We start from the raw sequence: 22,876 nt of genomic DNA, 5'->3' as shown, positions 1-22,876 counted from the left end.
ATCATGATCGGCACATGGATCGACGATCTCTGCTGAAGTTCGGCGGCATGGCCGCCGTCGGATTCGCCACCCAGGCGTGCGCCCCTCGCGCGGCCGCCAAGCCGCCCGTCACCGCGCCGCTGCGGCCGCCAGTTCGCCTGCCGCTCGTGAACGTGGCCTGGGACCGCGTGATCCGCACCACCATTGGGCTGCGCCCGTTTCGGCCGTCGGGGTTTGTCCTCAAGGCCGCGACCCTCGACAGCAAGACCATCATCCACAACTTCGGCCACGGCGGCTCGGGCATGTCGCTGTCCTGGGGCACCGCGTCGATGGCCACCGACCTGGCGATGGCGCACACCGAGCGGACCGCCGCGGTCATGGGCTCGGGGGTCGTCGGTCTCACAACCGCCCGCGAACTGCAGCGTCACGGCTTTGCGGTGACGATCTACGCGGCGACGGTGCCGCCGGACACCACCTCGAACATGTCTCTGGCCGGTTGGACGCCGACCTCGGGGCTGGTGGACTTCAAGAGCCGCTCCGCCGAGTGGGACGAGCAGTTCCGGACGGCCGTGCGCATTGCGTATCGACGCCTGCAACTGCTGACCGGCCCGAAGTACGGCATCACCTGGATCATGAACTACGCGCCGACCGACAACGAGATGGCGGCGCGTGGCGGCAACGTGCTGATGCCCGACGACATCCCCAACCCGCGGGTGCTGTTGCAGCCCGGCGAGCACCCGTTTCCCACCAAGTATGCGATCGAGCGCCCCGAGATGCGGATCGAGCCTTCGATTTATCTCGACGCGCTGATGAACGACTTCCTGCTCTGGGGCGGCAAGGTCGTGATCCGCAAGTTCGAGACGCCGCGCGACGTCACCACCCTGCGCGAGAACCTGATCATCAATTGCACGGGACTGGGCGCGAAGGCGCTGTTCAACGATCCTGAACTTACGCCGCTGAAGGGGCAGCTGAGCATCCTGGTGCCCCAGTCGGAGGTCAACTACTCGACCAGTGGCGGCGGCCGGGCGACGGCGACGCCCGAGGCCGGGTTCATCCACATGATGCCGCGCTCGGACGGGATCGTGATGGGAGGCACCTCGATCCGTGACGACTGGACGCTGACCGTGGACGAGAAAGAGCGTCAGCGCATCGTCGAGGCGCACATCTACCTGTTCAACTCGATGGGGGGGTCGACGCGGACGTAAGGTGGGCGGCGGCGAACGCCCACTGATCCGCTTTTTCCTCAATCAACTTGTCGGTGGGGCGGTAGCCGTGTGAGCCCTGGGTCTCGACGCGGATCAGCGTCGGCCGGTCGCACCCCTGCGCCGACTGCAGCGCCGCCGTGAACTTGAACGAGTGGCTGGGCACGACCCGGTCGTCGTGATCGGCGGTCGTGACGAGGGTCGCCGGGTAGCAGGTGCCAGCCCTCAGGTTGTGCAGCGGCGAGTAGTTGAACAAGAACGGAAACTGCGCCGGATCCGAGGCGGAGCCATACTCGGTGGCCCATAGGCGTCCGCCGGTGAAACGGTCGTAGCGCAGCATGTCCATGACGCCGACCGCGGGCATCGCGACCGCGAACAGGTCGGGACGCTGTTCCATCACCGCGCCCACCAACAGGCCGCCGTTCGAGCCCCCCATCATTCCGAGTCGTGACGGGCTGGTATAGCGTTCGCGAATCAGTTGTTCCGCAACGGCAATGAAGTCGTCGAACACGTTCTGCTTCTTCTCGAGCGACCCGGCGAGGTGCCACGACTCGCCGTATTCCGCGCCACCGCGCATGTTGACCGACACGAAAATGCCGCCCAGCTCGAGCCAGGCTGGGACGTCGGGCCGATAGCCGGGCAGGACGCTGATCGAGAAGCCGCCGTAGCCGTACATCATCGTGGGATGCGAGCCGTCGAGCACGAGGCCCTTGCGCGCCGTGAGAAAGAACGGCACGCGCGTGCCATCCTTCGACGAGGCAAACAGGGCGCGGGTCTCGTAGCGCGAGGCGTCGATTGGCGACACGGGCGGTTCAAACGCGCGCAGCAACTGCGTGTCGGCGTCGTAGTGATGCACGGTGCCAGGCACGAGTGGAGAGCTGAAGCTCACCCACACATCCGGGGCGGCGGCGCGGCCCTCGAGTGCCGCGACCGTTCCGACACCGGGAAGAGCGAGGTCGCCTTCGGGCCGGCCGTCCAGGCCGAACACGCGCACGCGGCTCTGCACGTGATCGAGGTAATGCACGATCACCCGGCCGCCGGCGATGACGGCGCCTTCGATCGCCTGGTCCTGTTCCGGGACCACGGTCTTCCAAGCGGCGGGGGCGGGGTCTTCCAGGTCGATGGCGATCACGCGGCGGTTGGGTGCGTCCTTGTCGCTGCGGAGGTAGATCCGTGAGCCGTAGGCGCCGATTGGCGAGTACTCGGCGTCGAGGGTCTCGACCACCGGGACAATCGTGCCCGCCCGCCGCGGCCGATCGCCCAGTTCCAGGTAGTGCAGCTGGTTGTTGTGGTCGGCGCCGCGGTAGGTGCGAATGAGCAGGTACCGGCCGTTCTCGGTGACCGTGCCATTCACAATCCACGCGGGGTGATCGAGTCGCTGGTAGACTAGCTCGTCATCCGCCTGGGGCGTGCCGAGCCGGTGATAGTAGATAGCCTGGCCCGAGAGCGCGGCTTCGAGCACCTTGTGCGACGGCGGCTCAGGGTAGCGGGAATAGAAGAAGCCGCGCGAGTCGCGGGTCCACGACAGGTCCGAAAACCGGACCCAGTGCACTTCGTCTTCACGATCGTGGCCGGTTACCAGATCGCGGATGCGAATCGTCTCCCAATCCGCGCCGCCCCTGGCGCAGGCGTACGCGAGCAGCGTCGCGTCCGGCGATGGTGCGTAGTGCGCGAGCGAGACCGAACCGTCTGGCGACAGGACATTGGGATCGAGCACCAGCGTGGGCTCGCCGTCCACGCCCCGGCGCAGGTAGACCGGCGCCTGTCGCTCCAGCCCACTGTTGCGCGAGTAGAACAGCGTGCCGTTCTCGACGACCGGCACGCTGCTGCGCGAGTAGTTCCAGAGTTCGGTGAGCCGGCTTACGAGGGGCGCGCGGTGCGGCAGGCCGTCGAGGTGCGCGCGCGTGACCGCGTTCTGCGCGGCCACCCACTGCGCGACCTCGGGTGACTCGAGGTCTTCCATCCAGCGATACGGATCGGCGACCTGCGTCGCCCCGTACGCGTCAACGTCGTCGCCCCGCCGGGAGGGTGGATAAGAGACAACCCCCGTGCTCGAACCCTCGTGCTTGAACCCTGGTGATCGCACCGCCGTGATTGAACGCTTCTACTTCGCGCGCGCGAGATCGACCACGGCATCCCACGTGAAGCGGACAAAGCGATAGAGCTCGCTCTCGAGAATGCGCTCCTGGTCGCTGTGCGCGCCGAAGCCCTTGGGGCCGTCTTCGCTGTCGAGTGCGGGGCCAATGCCGTAGCACTGCATGCCCTTCTGGCGCAGGAACGCCATGTCGGTGGCGCCGGTGCTCATGGTCGGCAGCGTGATCGCCTTGTAGTGCTTGGTGATGTTGGCCTCGATCGCCTTGAAGGCGTCGGAGTCGAGCTTGGCGGTGGGCGTCGGCGGCCGGGTATCGCGCGCGCCGTAACTCACGTCCACCTGCGGGTCGTTCACCACCTGCTTCACCAGCTCGAGAAACTTGGCCGGGTCTTCGTCGGGCGCCAGGCGGGTGTCGATGGTCGCCGTGCCCTCGGACGGGATCACGTTGGTCCGATAGCCGCCCGAGATCATCGTCGGCGACAGCGACGTGCGCAACATCGACCAGTGGCTGGGCTCGTTCTTGCGCAGGTACGCGTCGGCCGGCCCCGAGATCTTGGGGTCGGGACTGAGGACGTCGCGATACCGCGCCGCCTCTTCGGGAGACGATACCGTGGCCAGCCGCTTGAAGTACGCGGCCGTGGTTTCGTTGATGCGCATGGGCGGCGTCCACGCCGCGATCGCGCCGACCGCCTCGCCCAGGTGGGCGAGGGCGTTGGTTTCGAGCGGGACCGAACCATGCCCGGCGACACCCTTGGCCGTGACCGTGATCGCCCGCGGGATCTTCTCCACGGTCTGGACGCGCGCGAACTTCACCTCACCCCCGGTCCGGGTGACGCCGCCGCCTTCCGCGTAGCAGAACTCGGCGTCGATCTCGGGCCAATGCTGGTTGGCCATGAACTGGATGCCCAGCCGCGACGAGCCTTCTTCGCCGGCCTCGATCAGCAGGATCACGTCGCGATCCAGCTTCACGTTCAGCCGCTTCAGCATCAGCATGGTCATCACGTTGGCGATGACGTTGTCCTTGTCGTCGACGGTGCCGCGGCCGTAGACGTAGCCGCCATCGCGGACCGCGCCGAAGGGCGGATGGGTCCACTTCTTCGGGTCGACGTTCACGGTGTCGCTGTGCCCCATCAACAGCAGGGGCCGCTGCTTGCCGCTGCCCTTGATCCGGGCCACCAGGTTGGGCCGGTGCGCTTCCATGGCGTAGGTCTGCACGGGAATGCCGTCGGCCTCGAGCACCTGCTTCAGGTACGCGACCACGTGATCCTCCTTGCCGGGAGGGTCGGACGAGTCCATCTTGAGGATGGCCTGGAAGTGGCGAAGGGTTTCTTCCTCGACCTTGGCCCAGTCGGGTGGCGCCGGATTCTGGGCGAGAAGCGAGGTGGAGAGCAGGGCGACCGCAAGCAGTGTGACGCGCATAGGCCGTAGCCTAACACGGAGGTTCAAGTACGGGGGTTCAAGCGCGGGGGTTCAAGCGCGGGGGTTCAGACACGAAGGTTCGAGAACTACCGAACAACCCCCCGGCGGGCGCGGACCTTGTAACTTGCGTTCGCGACCTTGACCCTGACCGTGTGCAGCTTGCCGTCGCCGCGGGTCGCGGGCGTGTAGCCGATCATGTACTGGTGATTCAGTTCTTCGGCAATGCGCTCGGTCGCCGGGCCCAGCTCGGTCGCGTTGCGAATGATCTCGGTGTAGCCGCCGCCCTGCGCGGTCAACTCGCCCAGCGTGTACTGGTTGATGCGCTGTGAGTTGCGGGCGTCGAGCGAGTCGATGCCGATGGCGTAGAGGAACACGTCGCTGCGCACCAGCTTGTACTTCAGCAGCGTCGGGGTGGCGTCGCTGGCGGTGTCGGCGCCGTCCGACACGAGCAGGATGGCCGCCCGCGGGTGCAGCCGCGACTCGAACAGCGGCAACGACACGTCGATCGCGTCGTACAGGGCCGTGCCGCCTGACGGGATGATCCCGTCGAGGGTGGTGCGCATGCCGCCACGTTCGGTCGTCCACGGCGCCAGCATCCGCGCTTCGTGGTTGAAGCCCAGCAGCGCCGCCTCGTCTTCGGGCGCCAGCAGCTGGTCGAGAAAAATGGCGAGCGCCGCGCGCGCGTCGGCAATGCGCTGGCCGCGCATGCTGTCGCTGATGTCGAGGGTCAGCGACAGGCTGACCGGAACCCGCTCCTTGCTGAACTGCGTGATGCGCTGCGGTGCACTGTCTTCTTCAATGGTGAAGTCGGCCTGCGTGAGGTCTTTCACCAACCGGCCCTCGGCGTCGCGGACGGTGACGGCGGTGGTCACGAGCTCAGACGAGGCGCGGAAACTGTTGCCGCGAAGGTCGACCGGCCGTTGATCCAGGAACGGCAGCGCGATCAGCAGGGCGACGATGATCTTGGCCATCTACTTCACGAAGTTATACAACGCGCTGCGCGTGCGCACGAACAGCTCACCATCCGCCGGCACGGGCGTGGCAAACACCTCGTCGTCCAGGGTGTTGACCTGCACCATCTCCCAGTCGCCCTTGGCGGTGACGATGGAGATGGTGCCGTCCTGGCTGGCGAGCCAGATCTTGCCGTCGGCGCCAATTGGCGAGGCGAAGTACTTGTCGATGGCGCCCTTGAGACGGCCCTGCTTCAACACGTTGCCGGTCTTCGGGTCGAACGACAGCAGGATCCCGCTGTCGTTCACCATGTAGAGCACGCCCTGGTACAGCACCGTGGACGGCACCTGCGGCACCGGCCGGAGATACTTCCACTTCACTGCGGTGGCGGTCATGTCGCCCGAGCCGCCGAGCGTGATGGCCATCAAGCCGTTCTCGGCCGCGAGCATGGCGCGGAAGACGTCCCAGTCCTTGGCATCCAGCTTGCCGTCGCGATTGCCATCGAACGCGTCGAAGCCCGCTTCGGGTCGCAGCATGCGGTCCATGCGCTCGGTCGCCGCCGGGTTCGACACTTCGTCGCGCCCAACGAACCCGTCGCCGTTCTTGTCGAAGCGCTTGAGGCCGGTGGCGAAGTCCACCGTGGGAATCTGCGTGCCGGCCTGGTTCTGGCCGAAGCCCCAGCCGTTGACGTAAAGCGTGTCGCCGTCGATGCTGGCCACCGACTTCATCTCACAGGCGAGGCCTCGCACCCACCACAACTGCCTGCCGTCGGCGATCGAGTAGGCGGTCAGCTGGAACGACTCGGGAATCAGGATCTGCGCGGGGCCGGTCGTCGGCCGCCAGATGGTCGGCGTCGAATAACCGGAAATCACGTGCGGCCGCGACACCTTCCAGCGCGGCTTGCCGGTCTTCGCATCGACCGCGAGCAAATACGGATCGGTGTCCTGATCGACCGGCAGGATCAGCACGCCGTCTTCGAGAATCGGCGACGCGCCGAAGCCGTAGAACATGTTGAACGGCCCAAGCGGCAGGCGCCAGCGCTCCTTGCCGTCGGCGGTGTAGCTGATCAGCCCGAAGTCCTGGAAGAAGAAGTAGACGTTGGTGCCGTCGGTGACCGGGCTCGGTGATGCCGGCCCGTTGACGTTCTCGCGGCGGCCCGGCTGCAGGCGGGGCACCTCGTGCTGCCACAACTGCTTGCCGGTCTGGCGATCGAGCGCGAGCACGAACAGCTTGTACGCGTCCTTCTCGGCCGAGTGGCCGGTCAGGAAGATGTGGGTGTCGGTCAGCACCGGCGACGAGTGGCCGTTCGGCAGCGGCGCCTTCCACTTGACGTTCTTGGTGGGACCGAAATCCACCGGCACGTTCGTGGCGTCGGAAACGCCGAGGCCGTTGGGGCCGCGGAAGCGCGTCCAATTCTCCGAGGCGCCGAGCGAGACGCCGAGCACCGCCGCCAATCCCACCACCAGTCCCACGCGCTTCATCAGCATGGGGCAATCTTAGCGCTACCAGGGGGTCGGCTTGTAGTCCTTCAGGAACTGGCCCCACACGTGGTTGCCGGTGTTGAAACCCGTGACGATGGGCGCGACGATGCGGGCGCCGCCGTCGATGATGTCGAGCGGGGGATGGAAGCGGTGTTCGGCGGTCTTGCGCGTCGCGATCTCGACCGGATCCTCGTCGGTGACCCACCCGGTGTCGACGCTGTTCATGTGAATGCCGTCGTTGAAGTAATCGGTCGCGGCCGTGCGCGTCATCATGTTGAGCGCCGCCTTCGCCATGTTGGTGTGCGGATGCCGGGTCGTCTTGAAGGCACGATAGAACTGTCCTTCAACGGCCGAGACATTCACGATGTGCTTGTCGCGTTCGGCGGTCCGCAGCATCAGCGGCTTCAGCCGCGCGTTGAACAGGAACGGCGCCACCTGGTTGACGAACTGCACTTCGAGCATCTCGACCGTCGGCACGTCGGCCAGCAGCATGCGCCAGGAGTTCCGATCGCGCAGGTCCACCTGTTGCAGGTCGTGGTCGTACTGGCCGGTCGGGAACAGGTGCGACCGCGCGACCAGCTCCTCTTCGAGCATCGGCACCTGCGAGAGTTGGGCGGCCACCACCACGCCCTGGCCCGAGTCGGTGAGTGCCACCGCGTGTTCACTTGCGCCCAGCAGCTTGCCGACGTGTTCCGGTTGATCCCGTGACGCCGCCAGTTCCGCTTCCATCATGTGCGTGTAGAACTCGGGCGGACGGCGGACCGTCTGGCAGGCGTTGTTGATGATGAAATCAAGGCGTTCGCGCGTGGCGTTCATGTCGCGGCAGAACGCCTCCACGCTCGGGATGTGCCGCAGGTCGAGGCCGTAGATCTCCAGGCGGTGGCCCCACTCGACAAAGTCGGGTTCCTGCGCGTATCGATCGGCCGCGTTGCGCGGAAACCGCGTCGTCACGATCAGGTGCGCGCCGCAGCGCAGCAGCTTCAATCCCGCCTGGTAGCCGATCTTCACGCGCCCGCCGGTCAGCAGCGCCACGCGGCCTCGCAGGTCTGCAAGCTCGGTGCGGGCGGCGAAGTTGGTCTCGGCGCACGCGGGGCAGAGCTGATCGTAAAAGTGGTGGAGCTGCGAGTAGGGTTCCTTGCAGACGTAGCAGACGCGGTCCACCGCCGGTGGGAGCTGGTTGGTCGTGTCGGACCCGTCGACTTGCGGGGGAAACACGTTGGGCGTGGTGATCATCGGCCGGCGCCGCAGCGCGCGGATCCCGGACTCGTTCAACACGGCTTCGGCTTTCCTCACGCCGTCGGCCTTGATGGCCTTCTGCCGCTTGCGCTTGGCCTGAGGGTCGATCTCCGACAACGTCGCGATCGCACGGTGAAAGCGGTGGCGATCTTCGGTGGGGAGCGACCGCAGCAGGCTCCGGTCGCCGGCGATGCGTTCCAGCCACGCGATCGCGCCGGCCGCTTCGGTGAGAACTTCGTTGGTAGGCATGGGATGAAACTCTGTTAGCCGCGGCCCGCCTGGGCTCGCGACAGGCACTGTTCGAATGCGCTCAGCAGGTCGCTCTGCCCGAGCGCGTCTTCGAGCATCTTGAGGACGGTGCGGATGCGCACGGTGTCCAGATCACCGGGATGAATCCGCAACAGCGAGACCACGTCATCGAGATCCTTGGGCCGGCTGGCCAGGATCTTCAGTACCACGAGGTCGGCCATCTCGATGACTGGAACCTGCACCCCATCAATCGAGCGCATGACGGCTCGATCGAGGAACTCGTCCTCGAGCCCGGGACCGGCGATCACGATATCGACCGGCAGGCCGGTGTCGAGATGTGTCACCGGCAGGACGCGCGTGCTGGCGACGAAGGCGGCATCGGCGAATCGCCCGTGAAAGCCGTGCTCGGTCAGCGTGGCCAGCCAATCGGCCGTTGGCATGGCCGGCGCCCGAACCGTGACGTCCACGTCGGCGGTCAGCCGGGCGACGCCGTAGACGATGGCGGCCTGGGCACCGAACAGATACCAGGAGATGCCCAGGGTATCGAAGGCACGCCCCAGGTCCGAGAGCAGATCAGCGATCGGCGAACGCACGGGCGGCGCGATCCAGTCGGTCGCGGATCTCCAGGTGGTGGGCGAAATCGTCGCGCCGATCGGCCGCCGAAAGCCTCAGCACTCCGAGCCGGCGGGCGTGTTCGAGCAACAGCGTCGCGGCGTGACGCGCCGGGGCGCCGCCCTCGCCGCGATAGCGGTCCGCCCAGTACTGTTGCTTGGCGCGCTCTGCGGCTGCCCAGTCTCGCTGGACGAACGCGCGCAGGTCGTCGGGATCCATAGCGCAATTGTAGCGGGGATCCCCGATCCCTGATCCCCGATCCCGATCCCTGATGTATACATACACCCCATGGAACGCCGTGACTTCATCGCCGCCTCGTTGATCGCCCCCTTAGCCACCCTTGCCGCGTCACCCTCGTCCGCGGCTGAACGCCTGCAGGCAGGCGCCTCGACGAACCGAAGGATCCTGATCGCCGGTGGCGGCTTCAACACTGCCTACATCCGCTACATGGCGGCGCTCACGGGCAAGACGCGGCCGAAGCTGCTGTACCTGCCCACCGCGTCGGCCGATTCACCCTCTGGGATCCTGACCTGGTACACCAACTGCGCGACGCTCAACGTCGAACCGTCACACCAGATCAGCTTCATCGCCAGCACGCGGCAAACCCGCACCTGGGAAGAGGTGTTGCTGTCAGTCGACGGCATCGTCTGTTCGGGTGGCAACACGCTGAACCAGCAGGTGATCTGGAAGGCGCACGGCATCGACGTCATCCTGCGGCAGGCGTGGGACCGCGGCATCGTGCTCGGCGGCGCCAGTGCCGGTTCGCTGTGCTGGTTCGAAGAAGGCACCACCGACTCGCGGCCGAAAGAGTTGTCGATTGTGCAGTGCCTTGGCTTCCTGAAGGGCAGCCACTCGCCGCACTACGACGCGGAGCCGGGCCGCCGGCCGCTCTACCAGAAGCTGATCGGCTCGGGCCAGATGAAGCCGGGCTACGCGTGCGACAACGACGCCGGCATCTACTTCGAGGACAACACCGTCAAGCGGGTCGTCTCGACCCGCGCCGCGGCCAAGGTGTACTACGTCAGCGTGGAGGGCGGGAAGGTCGTCGAGAAGGTGATGGAGCCCGAACAGCTATGACCGTCAGGTCGGTCTGTCTCGCCGCCTGCGTCCTCCTGTTCGGCTCGGCCGCCCACGCCGACGTGGTGACGCTGGTGGTCGAGAAACGCGAGGCGTTTAGCAGCGCCGGCCGGCCGTACGAGAAGCTGACCGGCCGCTTCTACGGCGAGCTCGACGCCCGCCATCCGCTGAACGCTGTCATCACCGACATCGAATACGCACCCCGGAACGCGCGCGGCCGGGTCGAGTATTCGGCCACGTTCACCATCCTGAAGCCGGTGGACATGACGGGCGCCACAGGCATCCTCTTTTACCAGGTGCCCAATCGCGGTCGCTCAGGCATCGAAGGCGGCGGCTACTTCGCCGATTTCCGCTCGCAGGGCCATGTGCTGGTCGCCAGTGGATGGCAGGCCGACATTGCTGCGGGCGCCGGCATCGAGACGATGGTGACGCCCGTTGCCAGGAACCCGGATGGCTCCAGCATCACCGGACCGGTGATGTCGCGCATCGCCGATGCGCCGGCCGGATCCAACACGCAAGCGATCATTCGTGGCCGCGTCACAGGCACCGCGACACCGGCGAGCCTCGACCCGGCCAAGGCGACGCTGACGCGACGCGCCTCTGAAACTGGCAGCCGGGTGCCGCTCGGTGCCGACGAGTGGGCGTTTGCCGATTGCACCGCGACACCTTTTCCTGGCACGGCGGCGCCCGACAAGGTGTGCCTGAAGGGTGGCTTCGATCCCGCATCGCTCTACGAGCTGACCTACCTCGCCAAGGATCCGCCGGTCCACGGCATTGGCTTCGCGGCCACCCGCGATTTGATCGCGTTCCTGCGACACGGGTCCGCCGGTAATCCGCTCGCTGCGGCGGTCCGTCACACCATCGCGCAAGGCAATTCGCAGTCGGGCAACTACCTGCGGAGCCTGGTGCACCTGGGCTTCAACCAGGACGAGGCCGGCCGCCGCGTGTTCGACGGCATGAATCCGAACATCGCCGCGCGTCAGCTGGCGATGAACATCCGCTTCAGCGCACCAAGCGGCGCGGCCGAGATGTTCGAGCCCGGCAGCGAGGGAATCCTGTGGTGGGGCGACTACGCCGATCAGGCGCGCGGGCGACAGGCCGGCGGACTGCTGGCGCGCTGCCAGGCCACCGAGACGTGCCCGCGCATTGTGGAGACGTTTGGCTCGGCCGAGTTCTACTCGTTGCGGGCCTCGCCCAACCTCGTCGGCACGCGGGCGGATCGCGACATTCCGCTGCCGGCCAACGTCCGGCGCTACTACTCGCCGAGCACCCGTCACGGTGGCGGCCCGGGCGGGTTCACCGTGGACGTCCCGGTCGATGCGTGTTGCCTGCTGGCATCGAACCCGAACCCGTCCGCTGACACGAATCGGGCGCTGATGCACGCGCTCGTGGACTGGGTGGCGAAGGACGCACCGCCGCCACCGAGCCGTTACCCTCGCCTGGATCGTGGCGACCTGGTGCCGCCGACGCAGGCCGCCCTCGGGTTTCCGCTGATCCCCGGCGTCTCGCTCCCTGACGGGGTGATCGTACCGTTCTTCGAGTACGACTTCGGACCCGGCTTCAAGAACGCCGACGTCTCCGGCGTTGTCTCGCTCCAGCCGCCCATCGTGCGGCAGACGCTGCCCATGCTCGTGCCCCGCGTGGATGCGGACGGGAACGAACTGGCCGGAGTGCGCAGCGTGCTGCTCGAGGCGCCGCTCGGCACCTATACCGGCTGGAATCCCATCGCCCGCGGGGTGTTCAAGGGCAGCATCCAGTCGCTCGGCGGCGGGTTTGTTCCGTTCGCCCAGACCAAGGCGCAACGACTGGCGTCGGGCGATCCACGCCTGTCGCTGGAAGAGCGCTACGGCTCGCACGACGCGTATGTCGCCCGCGTCAAGGCCGCCGCGGCGCGCGCGGTGGTCGAACGGTTCCTGTTACCGGATGACGCGGCGCGGCTGGTGGCGCAGGCCGAGAAGAGCAACGTCCTGCGATAGCTCGGCGTCTTACCGCTCTGGCGCTGCTTGGCGCGTCGCCTGTCCAACGATCAGGCCGAGCAGGATGCCCACCCCGAAGGCCAGCCCGACCGTCATGAGCGGCGCCTGCTTGATGCGATAGGCGGCCGCGTCGCGCGCATCGTCCAGGTCGTGAAGACCGTGGGTGATCGCGCGTTTGGTGGCACGCACGCCGTCTTCGACGGCCTCGGCGGCGACCGCCTTGAGCCGGGCCGCTTCGTGCGCCAGGTGTTCGGCCTCACGAACGGCCTTGGCCGCGAGTTCACGCGCTTCGGTAGTTGAGGGTGCCATGGCAACTTCCCCTTGTGTGAATCGGCCGGCTCCAGAAGAGCTTGGCCAACGGACAGTGAATGAAACACCGCGCCCGCGATTCGTGGAGCGACACGGTTGCTGTCGAATCAAAAGTACCCCCAAACGCCGGGAAAGTCACCCCCCGGGGGGCATCCCCACGCGCCGGCCGACAGGCGTAAGCTGGGAACATGTTTAGGCATCCATTCGGCGCCCTGATTTCTGCCGTGGCGGTGGCCTGCGGGGTGACGGGAACCGCGGGCCAGCAAGGCGCGCGCGACTGGGACGCCCAGCGCGAGCGCATGGTCGAGGACCAGTTGCGGGCGCGCGACATTCGCAGCGCGCAGGTACTCGACGCCGTGCGCAAGGTGCCGCGCCACCTGTTCGTGCCGGAACCCCAGCGCGTCGAGGCCTACGAGGATTCCCCTCTGCCCATCGGTCTCGGCCAGACCATCTCCCAGCCCTACATCGTCGCGTTCATGACGCAGGCGCTTGAACCGGAGCCCAGTCATCGCGTGCTCGAGATCGGCACCGGGTCCGGCTATCAGGCCGCCGTGCTCAGCCTGCTCGCGAAGGAGGTCTACACGATCGAGATCCTCTCGCCGCTGGCAGAAGGGTCGCGCAAGATCTTCGCGGATCTGGGCTACCGCAACATTCACGTGCGCACCGGCAACGGCTACCTCGGCTGGCCCGAGCACGCGCCGTATGACCGGATCATGGTGACGGCCGCGCCAGACGAGGTGCCGCCGGCGCTCGTGCAACAGCTCAAAGTCGGAGGCTTGATGGCGATTCCGGTCGGGACCGCGAACCAGGAACTGCGCATCCTGCGGCGCACCGAGACCGGCACGCAACTGCTGAGGACACTTCCGGTGCGGTTCGTGCCGATGACCGGCAAACCCAAAGGCGAGGGGTTATAATCGTAGGTTGTGATTTCCGTTAATAACGTCTCCATGCGCTTCGGCTCGAAGGTCCTCTTCGACGAGGTCACCACCACTTTTCTGGCGGGGCGCCGCTATGGTCTCTCGGGCCCCAACGGCTCGGGCAAGTCGACCTTCATGAAGCTGCTGACGGGTGAGAACCAGCCGCAGAAGGGCGACGTGGTTCGGCCCAAGAAGCTCGGCGTGCTGAAGCAGGACCAGTTCGCCTTTGACAAGCTGCGCGTGATCGATACCGTGATCATGGGCAACGCCCGGCTGTGGAGCGCGCTCGAAGAACGTGAACTGCTCTACGCCAAGGCCGAGATGACCGAGGCCGACGGCATGCGCCTGGGCGAGCTCGAGGGCATTGTCGGCGAAGAAGACGGCTACGAGGCCGAGAGCAACGCCGCCATCCTGCTGCAGGGCCTCGACATTCCAGACGAGGTGCACGAACGCAAGATGAGCGAGCTGCAGGGCGGCCAGAAGGTGCGCGTGCTGCTGGCGCAGGCGCTGTTCGGCCACCCGCAGGCGCTGTTGCTGGACGAACCGACCAACCACCTCGACCTCGACTCGATCCACTGGCTGCGCGACTTCCTGATCCGCTACGACGGCACGCTGATCGTGATCTCGCACGACCGCCACTTCCTGAACGCGGTCTGCACGCACACCGCCGACATCGACTACCAGACGATCATCACCTACACCGGTGGCTACGACGACATGGTGATGGCGAAGACGCAGATTCGCTCGCGGCTGGAATCGCAGAACGAACAGCGCGACAAGAAGATCGCGCAGCTGCAGGACTTCATCCAGCGCTTCTCGGCCGGCACCCGCTCCAGCCAGGTGCAGTCGCGGCGCAAGGAAGTCGAGCGCCTGCAGACCACCGAGCTGGCGCGCTCGAACATTCAACGCCCGTACATCAAGTTCACCAGCTTGCGCCCGTCAGGCCGCACGGCGCTGGAGTTCGAGGGCATCGCCAAGGCGCATGGTTCGCTCCAGGTGATTGACGACTTCAGCGGCATCATCAACCGCGGCGAGAAGATCGTGCTGGTCGGCCGCAACGGCACCGGCAAGACCACCATGCTCAAGGCGCTGCTGTCGGACGCGCCCGGCAACATCGGGTCGAAGAGTGACCTCGATGCCGGCACGACCAAGTGGGGCCACGAGGTGTCGATCGGCTACTTCGCGCAGGATCACACCGGCGAGATCCAGAAGGGCCTGACCGCGGCGGCGTGGCTGCACCAGTTCGACCCCGACGCGTCGCGCCAGGACATCCACGGCCTGCTGGGGCAGATGCTGTTCACCGGCGAAGAAGGGCTGAAGCCGACCGAGGCGCTGTCGGGCGGCGAAACCGCGCGGCTGCTGTTCTGCCGCATCATGCTGCAGAAGCCGAACGTGCTGATCCTCGATGAACCCACGAACCACCTCGACCTCGAAGCCATCAACGCCCTCAACGTGGCGCTGCAGAAGTTCGAGGGCACGGTGCTGCTCGTGACGCACGACCAGGACCTGATGGAAGAAGTCGGCACGCGCGTGTGGCACTTCGATCACGGCAAGATCACCGACTTCAAGGGCACCTACGAGGACTACGCTAGCGCGAACAACCTGTCCTGACGATCTCGATCCGGCGATTCATCGCGCGGCCCAGGTCGCTGTCGTTGGCCGCGACGGGTCGCGTTTTTCCGTACCCCTTCGCCGTCAGCTTCGCCGCCGGGACGCCGTTGGCGACCAGCCAGGCCACGACCGCTCTCGCGCGCGCCTCCGACAGCGCCTGGCGCGCCGCGTCACCTGCCGGGCCGACGTTGTCCATGTGACCCTGGACTTCCACCGCCGGCGCCGCTCGCGCCTTCAGCACGTTTGCCAGCTTCTCGAGCGACGGCGCCGCTTCGGGCCTGAAGGTGGGCCGATCGAGATCAAACTGGATGGAGTACGGCCGCAGGTGGCACTCTTTCGCCAACGTCGCGGCCCAGTCCTCTCCACCGACATCCGCCACGTTGACCTGGTAGGGGCCGCCCGGCTCCAGCGTCATGCGCGCGTAGATGATCCGGTCGTTGGCCGAGTAGTGCGCGGCGACGTTCACGGTCCCGGGCTGGCCACCTTCGCCAAGGCTACGGTGCCCAGGAATCGGAATCTCCTCGAGCTTCGTCACGTCGATCAGCTTCCAGCCGGCCGCAAATAGGGAGTCTCTCAACACGGCGATGAAGACAATCGGCGTCAGGCTGCCGGGGCGGTCGTAGGTCTTCTGTAAGTACGACTTGCCCGCCAGCACGGCCTCATCACGAGCCATCGCCGGCCGCAGTTCGAGGGGGCCGCGGATGCGCGTGGTCGAGATCAGCTGCGCCCCTGGGAGCGCCGGGATAAACGGAAAGTCCTGGTTGTCAGCGACGATCTCGGCGGTTGCTCGCGGCGATGGAAAGACCAACGCCTGGCCACTGGCGATTCCGGCGACAGCAACCACCACGGCCAATGCGCCCAACGTCTGGCGGCGAGTCATGCTTCGATGCTGCCACAGAAATGCAGCCACAGATTGGACACAGATTAGACACCGATGCGGGTCCGCTGGCGCCGGGCTCCGCCCGGCGCTTGGTCCGGCGTGAGCCCGCGAGAAATGAGTCTTCCAGGTGCCAGCGGACTCATTTCTCGCGGGCTCACACCGGACCAGCGGCGCGAAGCGCCGCCAGCGAACGGCAGTCCACGGCCTGGCGCGTGCAATCTGTGACGAATCTGTGTGTAATCGGTGGCTGTGATTATCGTCGCTGGAAGCGCAGGTCCCACACACGGTCCTGCTTGATGCTCAGCCCGTTGACCTTGCCGGCCGCGTCGCGGCGGAAGGCGATCATCCCGAGCGATCCGCGGAACGTGTCGCGATCGATGGCCGTGAGCGCGATCACCGCGTCGGGCCGGCGTTTCATGACGAGCCCCCCGTTTTCGACCACGGCGGTCAAGGCGACTTCTGCGTCATCGCTCCAGTAGCTGCCGCTGAACTCCGCGAGCTGTGCGGCCGTCGGTGCTGGCGTCATGGCCGGCGCCGGTGACGTCGGCGTGGTGGGTGTCACCGGCTTCAGCCCGGTGAGGAACAGGTCCGACACCAGGTTGGCGGATCGCGTGGCATCGCCCGTCGCGACGTTGCAGAGCACGGCCACCGACGTGTGGCTGTCCGGGAATCGATTCAAGTGTGCGCGGTAGCCTGCCGTCGAGCCGCTGTGAAAGATATTCCGTGCGCCGCGATACTGGCCGACGAACAGGCCCAGGGCGTAGTCGAGCGGCCGGCCGTCGTTGAACTGTCCGGCCGTTGACTGCGTCGTCAGCAGCGCGCGGTCCCCGATCACCGGCGTCACGAAGTTCTCGTTCCACGTCAGCAAATCGCCAACCGTGGTCAGCAGTCCGCCGTTGCCGTGGACGTTCTCGAACGGCATATCGAGGTGGTAGCCGTCGCTCGCGCTGGCGTAGGCACTGGCGCGGCCCCTGACGACCCGCGTGTGATCGTCGCGCCACGACGTGCGGGTCATGCCGAGCGGCGTGAAGATGCGTGTTCGCGAGAACTCCGCGAACGACATGCCGCTGACCCGCGACACGATCACGGCCGCCAGGTTGAAGCCGGTGTTGGTGTACGACCACTCGGTGCCGGTGGGGAAGTTCAGCGCGGTCTGGCGACTGACGATGTCGAGGACGTGGGCGTGGGTGTATGCGCGGGTGGTGCGTGGTGCGCCGGCAATGCCGGCCATGCTGCCCCAATCGCGCAGGCCGCTCGTGTGGTTCAGCAGGTGACGGATCGTGAGCGGTGCGCCGTAGTCGGGCAGTTCAGGAACGTACTTCCGTGCCGGGTCGTCGAGCGAGATCGTTCCGTCCTTTGCGAGCAGCAGCACCGCCATCGCGGTGAACTGCTTGGCCACCGAGCCAGCCTCGAAGACGGTGTCCACCGTGTTGGGCACATCGTGCTCGAGGTCGGCCATGCCGTAGGCCTTGGCGAGCACCGTCTTGCCGCCGACGGCGACGCCGACCGTGCAACCGGGCGTCGCGCTGGTCCATCTGGCAAACACCTTGTCCACGGCAGCTTCTGGCGAGGAGGTGGTCTGGCCGCCCGCCGCCATGAGATGGGGCATGAGGGACAGGGCCAGGGCGGCGGTGGCGGCAACGAAACAGCGATTTCCCATGGAGCGAGATCCTACGCCATATAATCCGTGGCGTCGTGACAAGACTGGGAGATGGCGTATGCGTCGAGTAACGGTGGGTTTGGTCCTGGTGCTGGCGTCGGCCGGCGTCTTTGCGCAGCAGAACCGTATTGATGTCGTGACGCCGAGCGCGCCCGAGCTGTCGGCCCGCGGCCCGCTCAACATCGGCGTGCGGACTATCCAGGTGACCGACCAGAACCGTCCCGACATCCTCAATACCAAGGACGGTGGTCCGGTCGCACGCTACGACCGCAGCCTGACCCTTGAAGTCTGGTATCCGGCGGCCCTCGCGGCCGGCCAGCAAGCGGGTGGGGAGTATCGCGTGATCACGCGCGACCCGGCGATCACGGCCACGATCCTCGGCACGGCTGTACGCGACGCCGCGCCGCTGGCTGCGCCCGGTGCCCCTGGCGCGCCGAAGCCAAGCGGAGGCGGCTACCCTCTGGTAATCATCTCGCACGGCTACCCTGGCAATCGCTACCTCATGAGCCACATCGGCGAGAACCTGGCCAGCAAGGGGTTCGTGGCGGTGTCGATCGATCACAAGGACAGCACCTACGACGACCAGAAGCCGTTCGGCAGCACGCTCTACAACCGGTCGTTCGACCAGCTCTTCGTGCTGAACGAGGTCGATCGTCAGAGCCAGGCAGGCTCGGGCAGTTTCCTTGCCGGGCTCGTCGACGCCAGCCGCGCCGGCATCGTCGGCTACTCGATGGGTGGCTACGGCGTCGTCAACGTGATCGGCGGCGGCTACAGCGATGCCAGCGTCGCCGGCGCGCAGGCGCCGCCCAATAAGCTCCTGGCGGAACGTGCGGCGTCGAATCCGGCCTACCAGAAGGCGCGCGATGCACGCATCAAGGCTGCCATCGCGATTGGCCCTTGGGGCATGCAGGCCGGCTACTGGGACGCCGAAGGCTTGAAGGGGATTCGCACGCCGGTGCTGATCGTTGCCGGAAGCGCCGATGAGACTTCGGGATACGAGCGAGGGCCGCGCGCCATCTTCCAGGGCGCGGTCAACGCCGACCGATACCTGCTGACGTTCATCAACGCCGGCCACAACGCTGCGGCGCCAATGCCGGCGCCGGCGGAGACCTATCGCGCGTCGGGGACAGGCACGCCCGGCTTTACCCACTATGCCGATCCCGTCTGGGACACCGCGCGAATGAACAACATCCTTCATCACTTCGCGACGGCCTACTTCGGGCTCTATCTGAAGGGCGAAAACGACAAGCAGGCGTACTTTGATGTCGTGCCGAACGGCAAGGACGGGGTCTTCGCGCTGGACCGCGACGGCAAGCCGCTACCGGCGCACACTTACTGGAAAGGATTCAGGCGCGGCACCGCGGTCGGCCTCGTGCTCGAACGCGCGAAGCCGTAGGACTAAGGTGCCTAGGGTGCCGAAGAGCGGGGGCTCTGGCGATGGCGATCGACCCAGTAGGCCCACAACACAAACAGCCACGACAAGTGGCCGGCCATCGCGACCGCCGCGGCGTTCGGGGGAGGCGGGCCGAACACGGCGGCAAAGTAGATGGCCGACAGAAACGCGATCAGGGACCACAGGCCGAGTGACCCGACGCGATCGCGTGCGCGAGTCGTCACCACGTAAATCGCGGTGCCCACTGCGAACAGCGTGACCTCGATGGCCAGTGCCGCGATCGGAAAGTTCCAGAGTCCCAGGCCGACCCGCTGCGGGCCCGTGAGGGTGAGCGGCAGGTCGGGACGATGGGTGACGAAGTCCAGCACGAAGTGACTGAACACCAGCGTGGCGATCACCGCCATGGCGTGGGCTTGCCAGCCCTTGATCATGCGATAGGCAAGGGCGAACAGCGCCGACCACATCAGCAGCATCACCATGCTGTGCGAGTAGGGATAGCTGATGAAGTTGAGCGGTGTCACCGCCGTGTTGCCCGGGTCAACCTCCACCCGCTCGATGCCGAGGACGACCAGCGTGGGCCAGAGCAGGTCGGCAAACTGGCAGGCGAGAAACAGCGTGCCGAGCGACACCGTGGGGGCGTAGCGTTTGGCGCCGAACGCGAGCGCGTAATGACCGATGAACACCCGGGAATTATAGGGTCAGGCGGTCAACGATGGCTCGCGCCATGCGCTCGGCCGCGCCCGGGACGACCCTGAAGTACAGCACCGGTTCGATCAGCTCCAGTTCCATCAGCAGCGGCCCGCGCGCACTGTCGACGACGTCCACCCGGGCGTACGCGCACGACCCGGATACCTGCGCCATGACCGACTCGCCGAACGCGCGCAGGGCGGCCGATGGCACGATCGCTTCGGCCGAGCCGCCGAATTCCTCTTGCACGCGAAAATCACTATCCCTGGCCCGCTTTAAGACCGCGTGGCTGAACTGGCCGCCGGCATAGACCAGCGACACTTCGCCGCGGGTGGCGATCTCCGGGATGAACTCCTGGACGAGTGCGCCCGATGCGCGCGCGGGCGCCAGGTCCTCGTCCGCCGGCATGCAATCGCCGGCGATCACGAACGTGCCGTAGGCGGTCGCGGCAATGCGGGGCTTGAGCACGGCCTGCTTCCAGACTTGCTGATCGAGAATGGCGGTCAGCGACGCGGCATCGGGTTTCTCGACCCACTGCGTCGCAGGGATGGCAATGCCGGCGCGTTCGAGACGTTGCAGGTAGATCTTGTCGAGGTTGTCGCGGACGATGTCGGCGGGGTTCAGCAGCGGGCGTGACGAATCGGCCATTGCCGCCAGCCACGACGTGAACAGCGTCGGCACGCGGTGGTAGTCCCACGTTGACCGGAGCACCACCGGGTCGGCGGCCAGGTGGGTGTCGGGGTCGATGTCGGTCCACGGCTCGGGCTCGACGCGGTAGCCGAGCGCCCCCAGCGCATCGGCGAGCGGCTGGTCGTCGTCCGTGATGTAGGGCTGGTGGGCGCAAGTGGCGAAGACGACTGTCACCAGAGCAGTCTACAACCGGAACAGCCGGTTGAACTTCACGACGAACGCGCGATTGCGCAGCGCGTCGAGGTTCGGCCGGGGCTCGGTGTCGAAGTCGTCGGTGTAGACGACGAACAGTTCGCTGCCGGGACGGTACTCCCAGCGGAAGCGGACGTTGCTGCCGAACGAGGTGCCGGCGGAGTTGTACTGCAGGATGCCGCTGACGAACATCCGCGGCGTGATCGTGTAAGTGGCGCGGGTCCGCACCACCTTGGCGGTGAACGACCCCTGGACGAGGTCCACCCAGTTGATCGAGAAGCTCGGCTCGAGCGACACCTGCGGCGTCACCTGGAGGCGGCCGGAGTTGACCGCGATGGTTTGCCGGTCGCCGTTGTAGAACGGGCCGAACTCGTAGACCAGCTCGCCCGAGCCGCGGCGCTGCTGGCCGGCGGTGTAGCCGAGTCGCGTGGTATGGAAATTGTAGGTGCCCACTGGCAGGATGACGCCGGGGGAAATGACAAACGGCCGGACCAGCCGCTCGAAGTTGTCGGTATAGGTCAGGCTGGCCACGTCGCTGCTCGTGAACTCGGTTTCGAATCGGCCGATGCCGTCACGCGTGTCGAGCCGGTTCTGCGTGTTGGTGGTGTAGTTCAAGCTCGCCTGCGTCGTCATTCGGCGAACGCGGCCCAGCCCGACCGGCCTGGCGCTGTAGCGGAGCTGTCCAAAATTGCGGCGCATGTCGGTGCGGCGGACGAAGCCGATCTCGGGCAGGAAGTTGGGCTCCACCGCCAGGTGTTCCAGCTGCACGCCGAACTTGTCGGCGTTGTAGTCGAAGTAGCCGCGGTAGCTGAGGTTGTTGCCGGTGCGCGCTTTGGTCTGGGTGGCGGCGAGGTAGGCGTCGAACCGGACGTTCTGGTAGAACGACAGCGCGGCATCGACGCCGTAGCCATCGTTGGAGCCGGCGCGGCCGGGCGTGGCCGTGCGATGCGTGAACATGCCGCCGATGCTGCTGCGGCGCAGGACGTCGCGTTTCGCGCGCAGCACCGTGAAGTTGGCCGAATCGATGCCGGCCTTGTCGTGCTCGCCGGTTTGCACGTTGATTGCGCCAAAGGTGAACTTGCCGGCCTTGCCGCTGACACGGGCGCCGACCCGCAGCGGCACGACCCGTGACAGGTCGAGGCCAATGCGGCGGCTGAAGAACAGGTACGGCGTGTCGCCGGTACCAGCGGCCTGTCCGGCGCTGGCGCGGCCGGCAAATGCGAAGGTGCCGAGGCCTTCGAGGAAGAAGTCGCGTTTCTCCGGAAAGAACAGGTTGAAGCGGGTGAGGTTGACCTGCTGTTCGTCGACCTCGACCTGCGAGAAGTCGGTGTTGATCGTGAGGTCGGCGGTGATGTTCTGGGTGACGCCGTACTTCAAGTCGCCACCGATGCGGCCGGTCGTCTCATTCGAGGTTGGTGGGTTGACCGTGTTGTCGGTGGCCAGGTTGCCCAGCACGTACGGCTTGACCTCGAGGTTGCGGCCGCCTGACGGCACCTGCAGCCCTTCGAGGGTGGCTGCCGACGACACCTTGAGGATGCCGCGAAACGTGGTCAGCGCACGCGGCACTTGTGCCAGGTACGACCACTCGTTCTTCCAGCGGACTACCCGTCGCAGGTTGATGCCCCAGGTCTGGTCGGTGCCCGGCTGGTAGCGCAGCGACTTGAACGGAATGGCCATTTCGATGGTCCAGCCGCCATCGAAGGTGCTGGTGCGCACGTCCCACACCGTGTTCCAGTCAGTGTTGGGCGGGCCCTCGTCGGTGACCTGGCTGTCGGACAGGCCGCCGATGGCGTTGGCGTAGAAGATGTAGCCGTTGCGCTTGTCGTGGAAGGTATCGAACAGCACCGCGAAGGTGTCGTTTTGCCGCAACTGGGCGGTGTCGCGGCGCATCTCGTTGGCGACCCGCCGTTCGGGCGCGCTTTCCCAGTTACGAGCCGACACGTAGACGTGGTCATCGTCAAAGAAGATCCACGCCTCGGTCTTCTCGGTGGCGGGCTTGAACTCGTCGGGCTCCTGCTGCACGAAGTTGCTGATCGCCGGCGTGCTGGCGTAGACCGCTTCGTCGAGCTTGCCGTCGATGCGGATGGGTTCGGCGACCCGGTGGGCGCGGACGGTGGGGGCGGAGGACTGGGCCAGGGCGGCGGCCGGCACGGCCAGGGCCAGCAACACGACAACACGACGGAGCATGTTGGCTCATGCTATCAACAACGGCTCGGGCGGCCCGCACTTGGGCCTAAGTCGCTCCGTCGGCTATACTTGTGAC

19 protein-coding genes are annotated in these 22,876 nt (G+C 66.4%); 6 read left to right on the top strand and 13 right to left on the bottom strand.

Going from position 1 to position 22,876, the window contains the following annotated elements; translation table 11 throughout:
* The first annotated feature begins 14 nt into the window (after nucleotides 1–14).
* Nucleotides 15–1,184 (top strand): FAD-dependent oxidoreductase, encoded by a 1,170-nt coding sequence (locus tag Q8T13_13515; GenBank protein MDP3718777.1) that lies wholly within the window; start codon nucleotides 15–17, stop codon nucleotides 1,182–1,184.
* Here Q8T13_13515 and Q8T13_13510 read toward each other — a convergent pair.
* The 7 genes from Q8T13_13510 to Q8T13_13480 form a co-directional block, all read right to left on the bottom strand.
* The gene (locus tag Q8T13_13510; protein ID MDP3718776.1) at nucleotides 1,153–3,267 is read right to left on the bottom strand and encodes a prolyl oligopeptidase family serine peptidase; all 2,115 of its coding nucleotides are present in this window, start codon (nucleotides 3,265–3,267) and stop codon (nucleotides 1,153–1,155) included. The two genes, Q8T13_13515 and Q8T13_13510, sit on opposite strands and share 32 nt — an antisense overlap.
* A gap of 18 nt (nucleotides 3,268–3,285) precedes the next feature.
* Nucleotides 3,286–4,692 (bottom strand): M20/M25/M40 family metallo-hydrolase, encoded by a 1,407-nt coding sequence (locus tag Q8T13_13505; protein MDP3718775.1) that lies wholly within the window; start codon nucleotides 4,690–4,692, stop codon nucleotides 3,286–3,288.
* A gap of 86 nt (nucleotides 4,693–4,778) precedes the next feature.
* The gene (locus tag Q8T13_13500; protein MDP3718774.1) at nucleotides 4,779–5,663 is read right to left on the bottom strand and encodes a VWA domain-containing protein; all 885 of its coding nucleotides are present in this window, start codon (nucleotides 5,661–5,663) and stop codon (nucleotides 4,779–4,781) included.
* Nucleotides 5,664–7,130: a PQQ-binding-like beta-propeller repeat protein gene (locus Q8T13_13495; GenBank protein ID MDP3718773.1), complete on the bottom strand. Its 1,467-nt coding sequence runs from the start codon at nucleotides 7,128–7,130 to the stop codon at nucleotides 5,664–5,666.
* A 15-nt stretch (nucleotides 7,131–7,145) separates the two neighbouring features.
* Entirely contained in the window at nucleotides 7,146–8,609 is a 1,464-nt protein-coding gene (locus Q8T13_13490) for an SDR family oxidoreductase (protein MDP3718772.1), read from the bottom strand.
* Between the two features lie 14 nt (nucleotides 8,610–8,623).
* Nucleotides 8,624–9,202, bottom strand: a complete 579-nt coding sequence (locus Q8T13_13485) for a nucleotidyltransferase (protein ID MDP3718771.1) — start codon at nucleotides 9,200–9,202, stop codon at nucleotides 8,624–8,626.
* Nucleotides 9,183–9,440: a hypothetical protein gene (locus Q8T13_13480; GenBank protein ID MDP3718770.1), complete on the bottom strand. Its 258-nt coding sequence runs from the start codon at nucleotides 9,438–9,440 to the stop codon at nucleotides 9,183–9,185. Before Q8T13_13480 ends, Q8T13_13485 begins: the two co-directional genes overlap by 20 nt.
* A gap of 69 nt (nucleotides 9,441–9,509) precedes the next feature.
* Here Q8T13_13480 and Q8T13_13475 point away from each other — a divergent pair, with 69 nt between their 5' ends.
* A complete protein-coding gene (locus Q8T13_13475) occupies nucleotides 9,510–10,298 on the top strand; it encodes a peptidase E (GenBank protein MDP3718769.1) in 789 nt (262 codons plus the stop codon).
* The gene (locus tag Q8T13_13470; GenBank protein MDP3718768.1) at nucleotides 10,295–12,274 is read left to right on the top strand and encodes an alpha/beta hydrolase domain-containing protein; all 1,980 of its coding nucleotides are present in this window, start codon (nucleotides 10,295–10,297) and stop codon (nucleotides 12,272–12,274) included. Before Q8T13_13475 ends, Q8T13_13470 begins: the two co-directional genes overlap by 4 nt.
* 9 nt (nucleotides 12,275–12,283) lie before the next feature.
* On the opposite strand, the gene Q8T13_13465 is transcribed toward Q8T13_13470, so the two are convergent.
* Entirely contained in the window at nucleotides 12,284–12,583 is a 300-nt protein-coding gene (locus tag Q8T13_13465) for a hypothetical protein (protein MDP3718767.1), read from the bottom strand.
* A 188-nt stretch (nucleotides 12,584–12,771) separates the two neighbouring features.
* Here Q8T13_13465 and Q8T13_13460 point away from each other — a divergent pair, with 188 nt between their 5' ends.
* Nucleotides 12,772–13,497: a protein-L-isoaspartate(D-aspartate) O-methyltransferase gene (locus Q8T13_13460; protein ID MDP3718766.1), complete on the top strand. Its 726-nt coding sequence runs from the start codon at nucleotides 12,772–12,774 to the stop codon at nucleotides 13,495–13,497.
* 9 nt (nucleotides 13,498–13,506) lie between these two features.
* Nucleotides 13,507–15,111, top strand: coding sequence for an ATP-binding cassette domain-containing protein (locus Q8T13_13455; protein ID MDP3718765.1), 1,605 nt, complete (start codon nucleotides 13,507–13,509; stop codon nucleotides 15,109–15,111).
* On the opposite strand, the gene Q8T13_13450 is transcribed toward Q8T13_13455, so the two are convergent.
* Nucleotides 15,089–15,991: an OmpA family protein gene (locus tag Q8T13_13450; protein ID MDP3718764.1), complete on the bottom strand. Its 903-nt coding sequence runs from the start codon at nucleotides 15,989–15,991 to the stop codon at nucleotides 15,089–15,091. The two genes, Q8T13_13455 and Q8T13_13450, sit on opposite strands and share 23 nt — an antisense overlap.
* A 253-nt stretch (nucleotides 15,992–16,244) precedes the next feature.
* Nucleotides 16,245–17,651 (bottom strand): serine hydrolase domain-containing protein, encoded by a 1,407-nt coding sequence (locus Q8T13_13445; GenBank protein MDP3718763.1) that lies wholly within the window; start codon nucleotides 17,649–17,651, stop codon nucleotides 16,245–16,247.
* A 58-nt stretch (nucleotides 17,652–17,709) separates the two neighbouring features.
* Between Q8T13_13445 and Q8T13_13440 the strand changes: the two genes are divergently transcribed.
* Nucleotides 17,710–19,047: a dienelactone hydrolase family protein gene (locus Q8T13_13440; GenBank protein MDP3718762.1), complete on the top strand. Its 1,338-nt coding sequence runs from the start codon at nucleotides 17,710–17,712 to the stop codon at nucleotides 19,045–19,047.
* A gap of 11 nt (nucleotides 19,048–19,058) precedes the next feature.
* Here Q8T13_13440 and Q8T13_13435 read toward each other — a convergent pair whose 3' ends face one another.
* Genes Q8T13_13435 through Q8T13_13425 form a run of 3 tightly spaced genes read right to left on the bottom strand, consistent with a single transcriptional unit; the run spans nucleotide 19,059 to nucleotide 22,800 of the window.
* On the bottom strand, nucleotides 19,059–19,727 hold the full coding sequence (locus Q8T13_13435) for a hypothetical protein (protein MDP3718761.1): 669 nt from the start codon (nucleotides 19,725–19,727) through the stop codon (nucleotides 19,059–19,061).
* Nucleotides 19,728–19,734: 7 nt separating this feature from the next.
* Nucleotides 19,735–20,595 carry a hypothetical protein gene (locus Q8T13_13430; protein ID MDP3718760.1) on the bottom strand — a complete coding sequence of 287 codons (861 nt, stop codon included), beginning with the start codon at nucleotides 20,593–20,595 and terminating at the stop codon, nucleotides 19,735–19,737.
* A gap of 9 nt (nucleotides 20,596–20,604) precedes the next feature.
* Nucleotides 20,605–22,800: a DUF5916 domain-containing protein gene (locus Q8T13_13425; GenBank protein MDP3718759.1), complete on the bottom strand. Its 2,196-nt coding sequence runs from the start codon at nucleotides 22,798–22,800 to the stop codon at nucleotides 20,605–20,607.
* Nucleotides 22,801–22,876 lie beyond the last annotated feature (76 nt).

It is taken from the genome of Acidobacteriota bacterium (assembly GCA_030697165.1).
Lineage (GTDB): Bacteria > Acidobacteriota > Vicinamibacteria > Vicinamibacterales > UBA2999 > 12-FULL-67-14b.
This window is presented reverse-complemented; position numbering and strand designations above follow the sequence as displayed.

What these genes read in the sequence shown, in the direction of transcription:
- Q8T13_13515 (MDP3718777.1), top strand. Translation starts at nt 15, where the DNA reads ATGGATCGACGATCTCTGCTGAAGTTCGGCGGCATGGCCGCCGTCGGA.
- Q8T13_13505 (MDP3718775.1), bottom strand. Translation starts at nt 4,692, where the DNA reads ATGCGCGTCACACTGCTTGCGGTCGCCCTGCTCTCCACCTCGCTTCTC.
- Q8T13_13500 (MDP3718774.1), bottom strand. Translation starts at nt 5,663, where the DNA reads ATGGCCAAGATCATCGTCGCCCTGCTGATCGCGCTGCCGTTCCTGGAT.
- Q8T13_13495 (MDP3718773.1), bottom strand. Translation starts at nt 7,130, where the DNA reads ATGCTGATGAAGCGCGTGGGACTGGTGGTGGGATTGGCGGCGGTGCTC.
- Q8T13_13490 (MDP3718772.1), bottom strand. Translation starts at nt 8,609, where the DNA reads ATGCCTACCAACGAAGTTCTCACCGAAGCGGCCGGCGCGATCGCGTGG.
- Q8T13_13480 (MDP3718770.1), bottom strand. Translation starts at nt 9,440, where the DNA reads ATGGATCCCGACGACCTGCGCGCGTTCGTCCAGCGAGACTGGGCAGCC.
- Q8T13_13475 (MDP3718769.1), top strand. Translation starts at nt 9,510, where the DNA reads ATGGAACGCCGTGACTTCATCGCCGCCTCGTTGATCGCCCCCTTAGCC.
- Q8T13_13470 (MDP3718768.1), top strand. Translation starts at nt 10,295, where the DNA reads ATGACCGTCAGGTCGGTCTGTCTCGCCGCCTGCGTCCTCCTGTTCGGC.
- Q8T13_13465 (MDP3718767.1), bottom strand. Translation starts at nt 12,583, where the DNA reads ATGGCACCCTCAACTACCGAAGCGCGTGAACTCGCGGCCAAGGCCGTT.
- Q8T13_13460 (MDP3718766.1), top strand. Translation starts at nt 12,772, where the DNA reads ATGTTTAGGCATCCATTCGGCGCCCTGATTTCTGCCGTGGCGGTGGCC.
- Q8T13_13450 (MDP3718764.1), bottom strand. Translation starts at nt 15,991, where the DNA reads ATGACTCGCCGCCAGACGTTGGGCGCATTGGCCGTGGTGGTTGCTGTC.
- Q8T13_13445 (MDP3718763.1), bottom strand. Translation starts at nt 17,651, where the DNA reads ATGGGAAATCGCTGTTTCGTTGCCGCCACCGCCGCCCTGGCCCTGTCC.
- Q8T13_13440 (MDP3718762.1), top strand. Translation starts at nt 17,710, where the DNA reads ATGCGTCGAGTAACGGTGGGTTTGGTCCTGGTGCTGGCGTCGGCCGGC.
- Q8T13_13425 (MDP3718759.1), bottom strand. Translation starts at nt 22,800, where the DNA reads ATGCTCCGTCGTGTTGTCGTGTTGCTGGCCCTGGCCGTGCCGGCCGCC.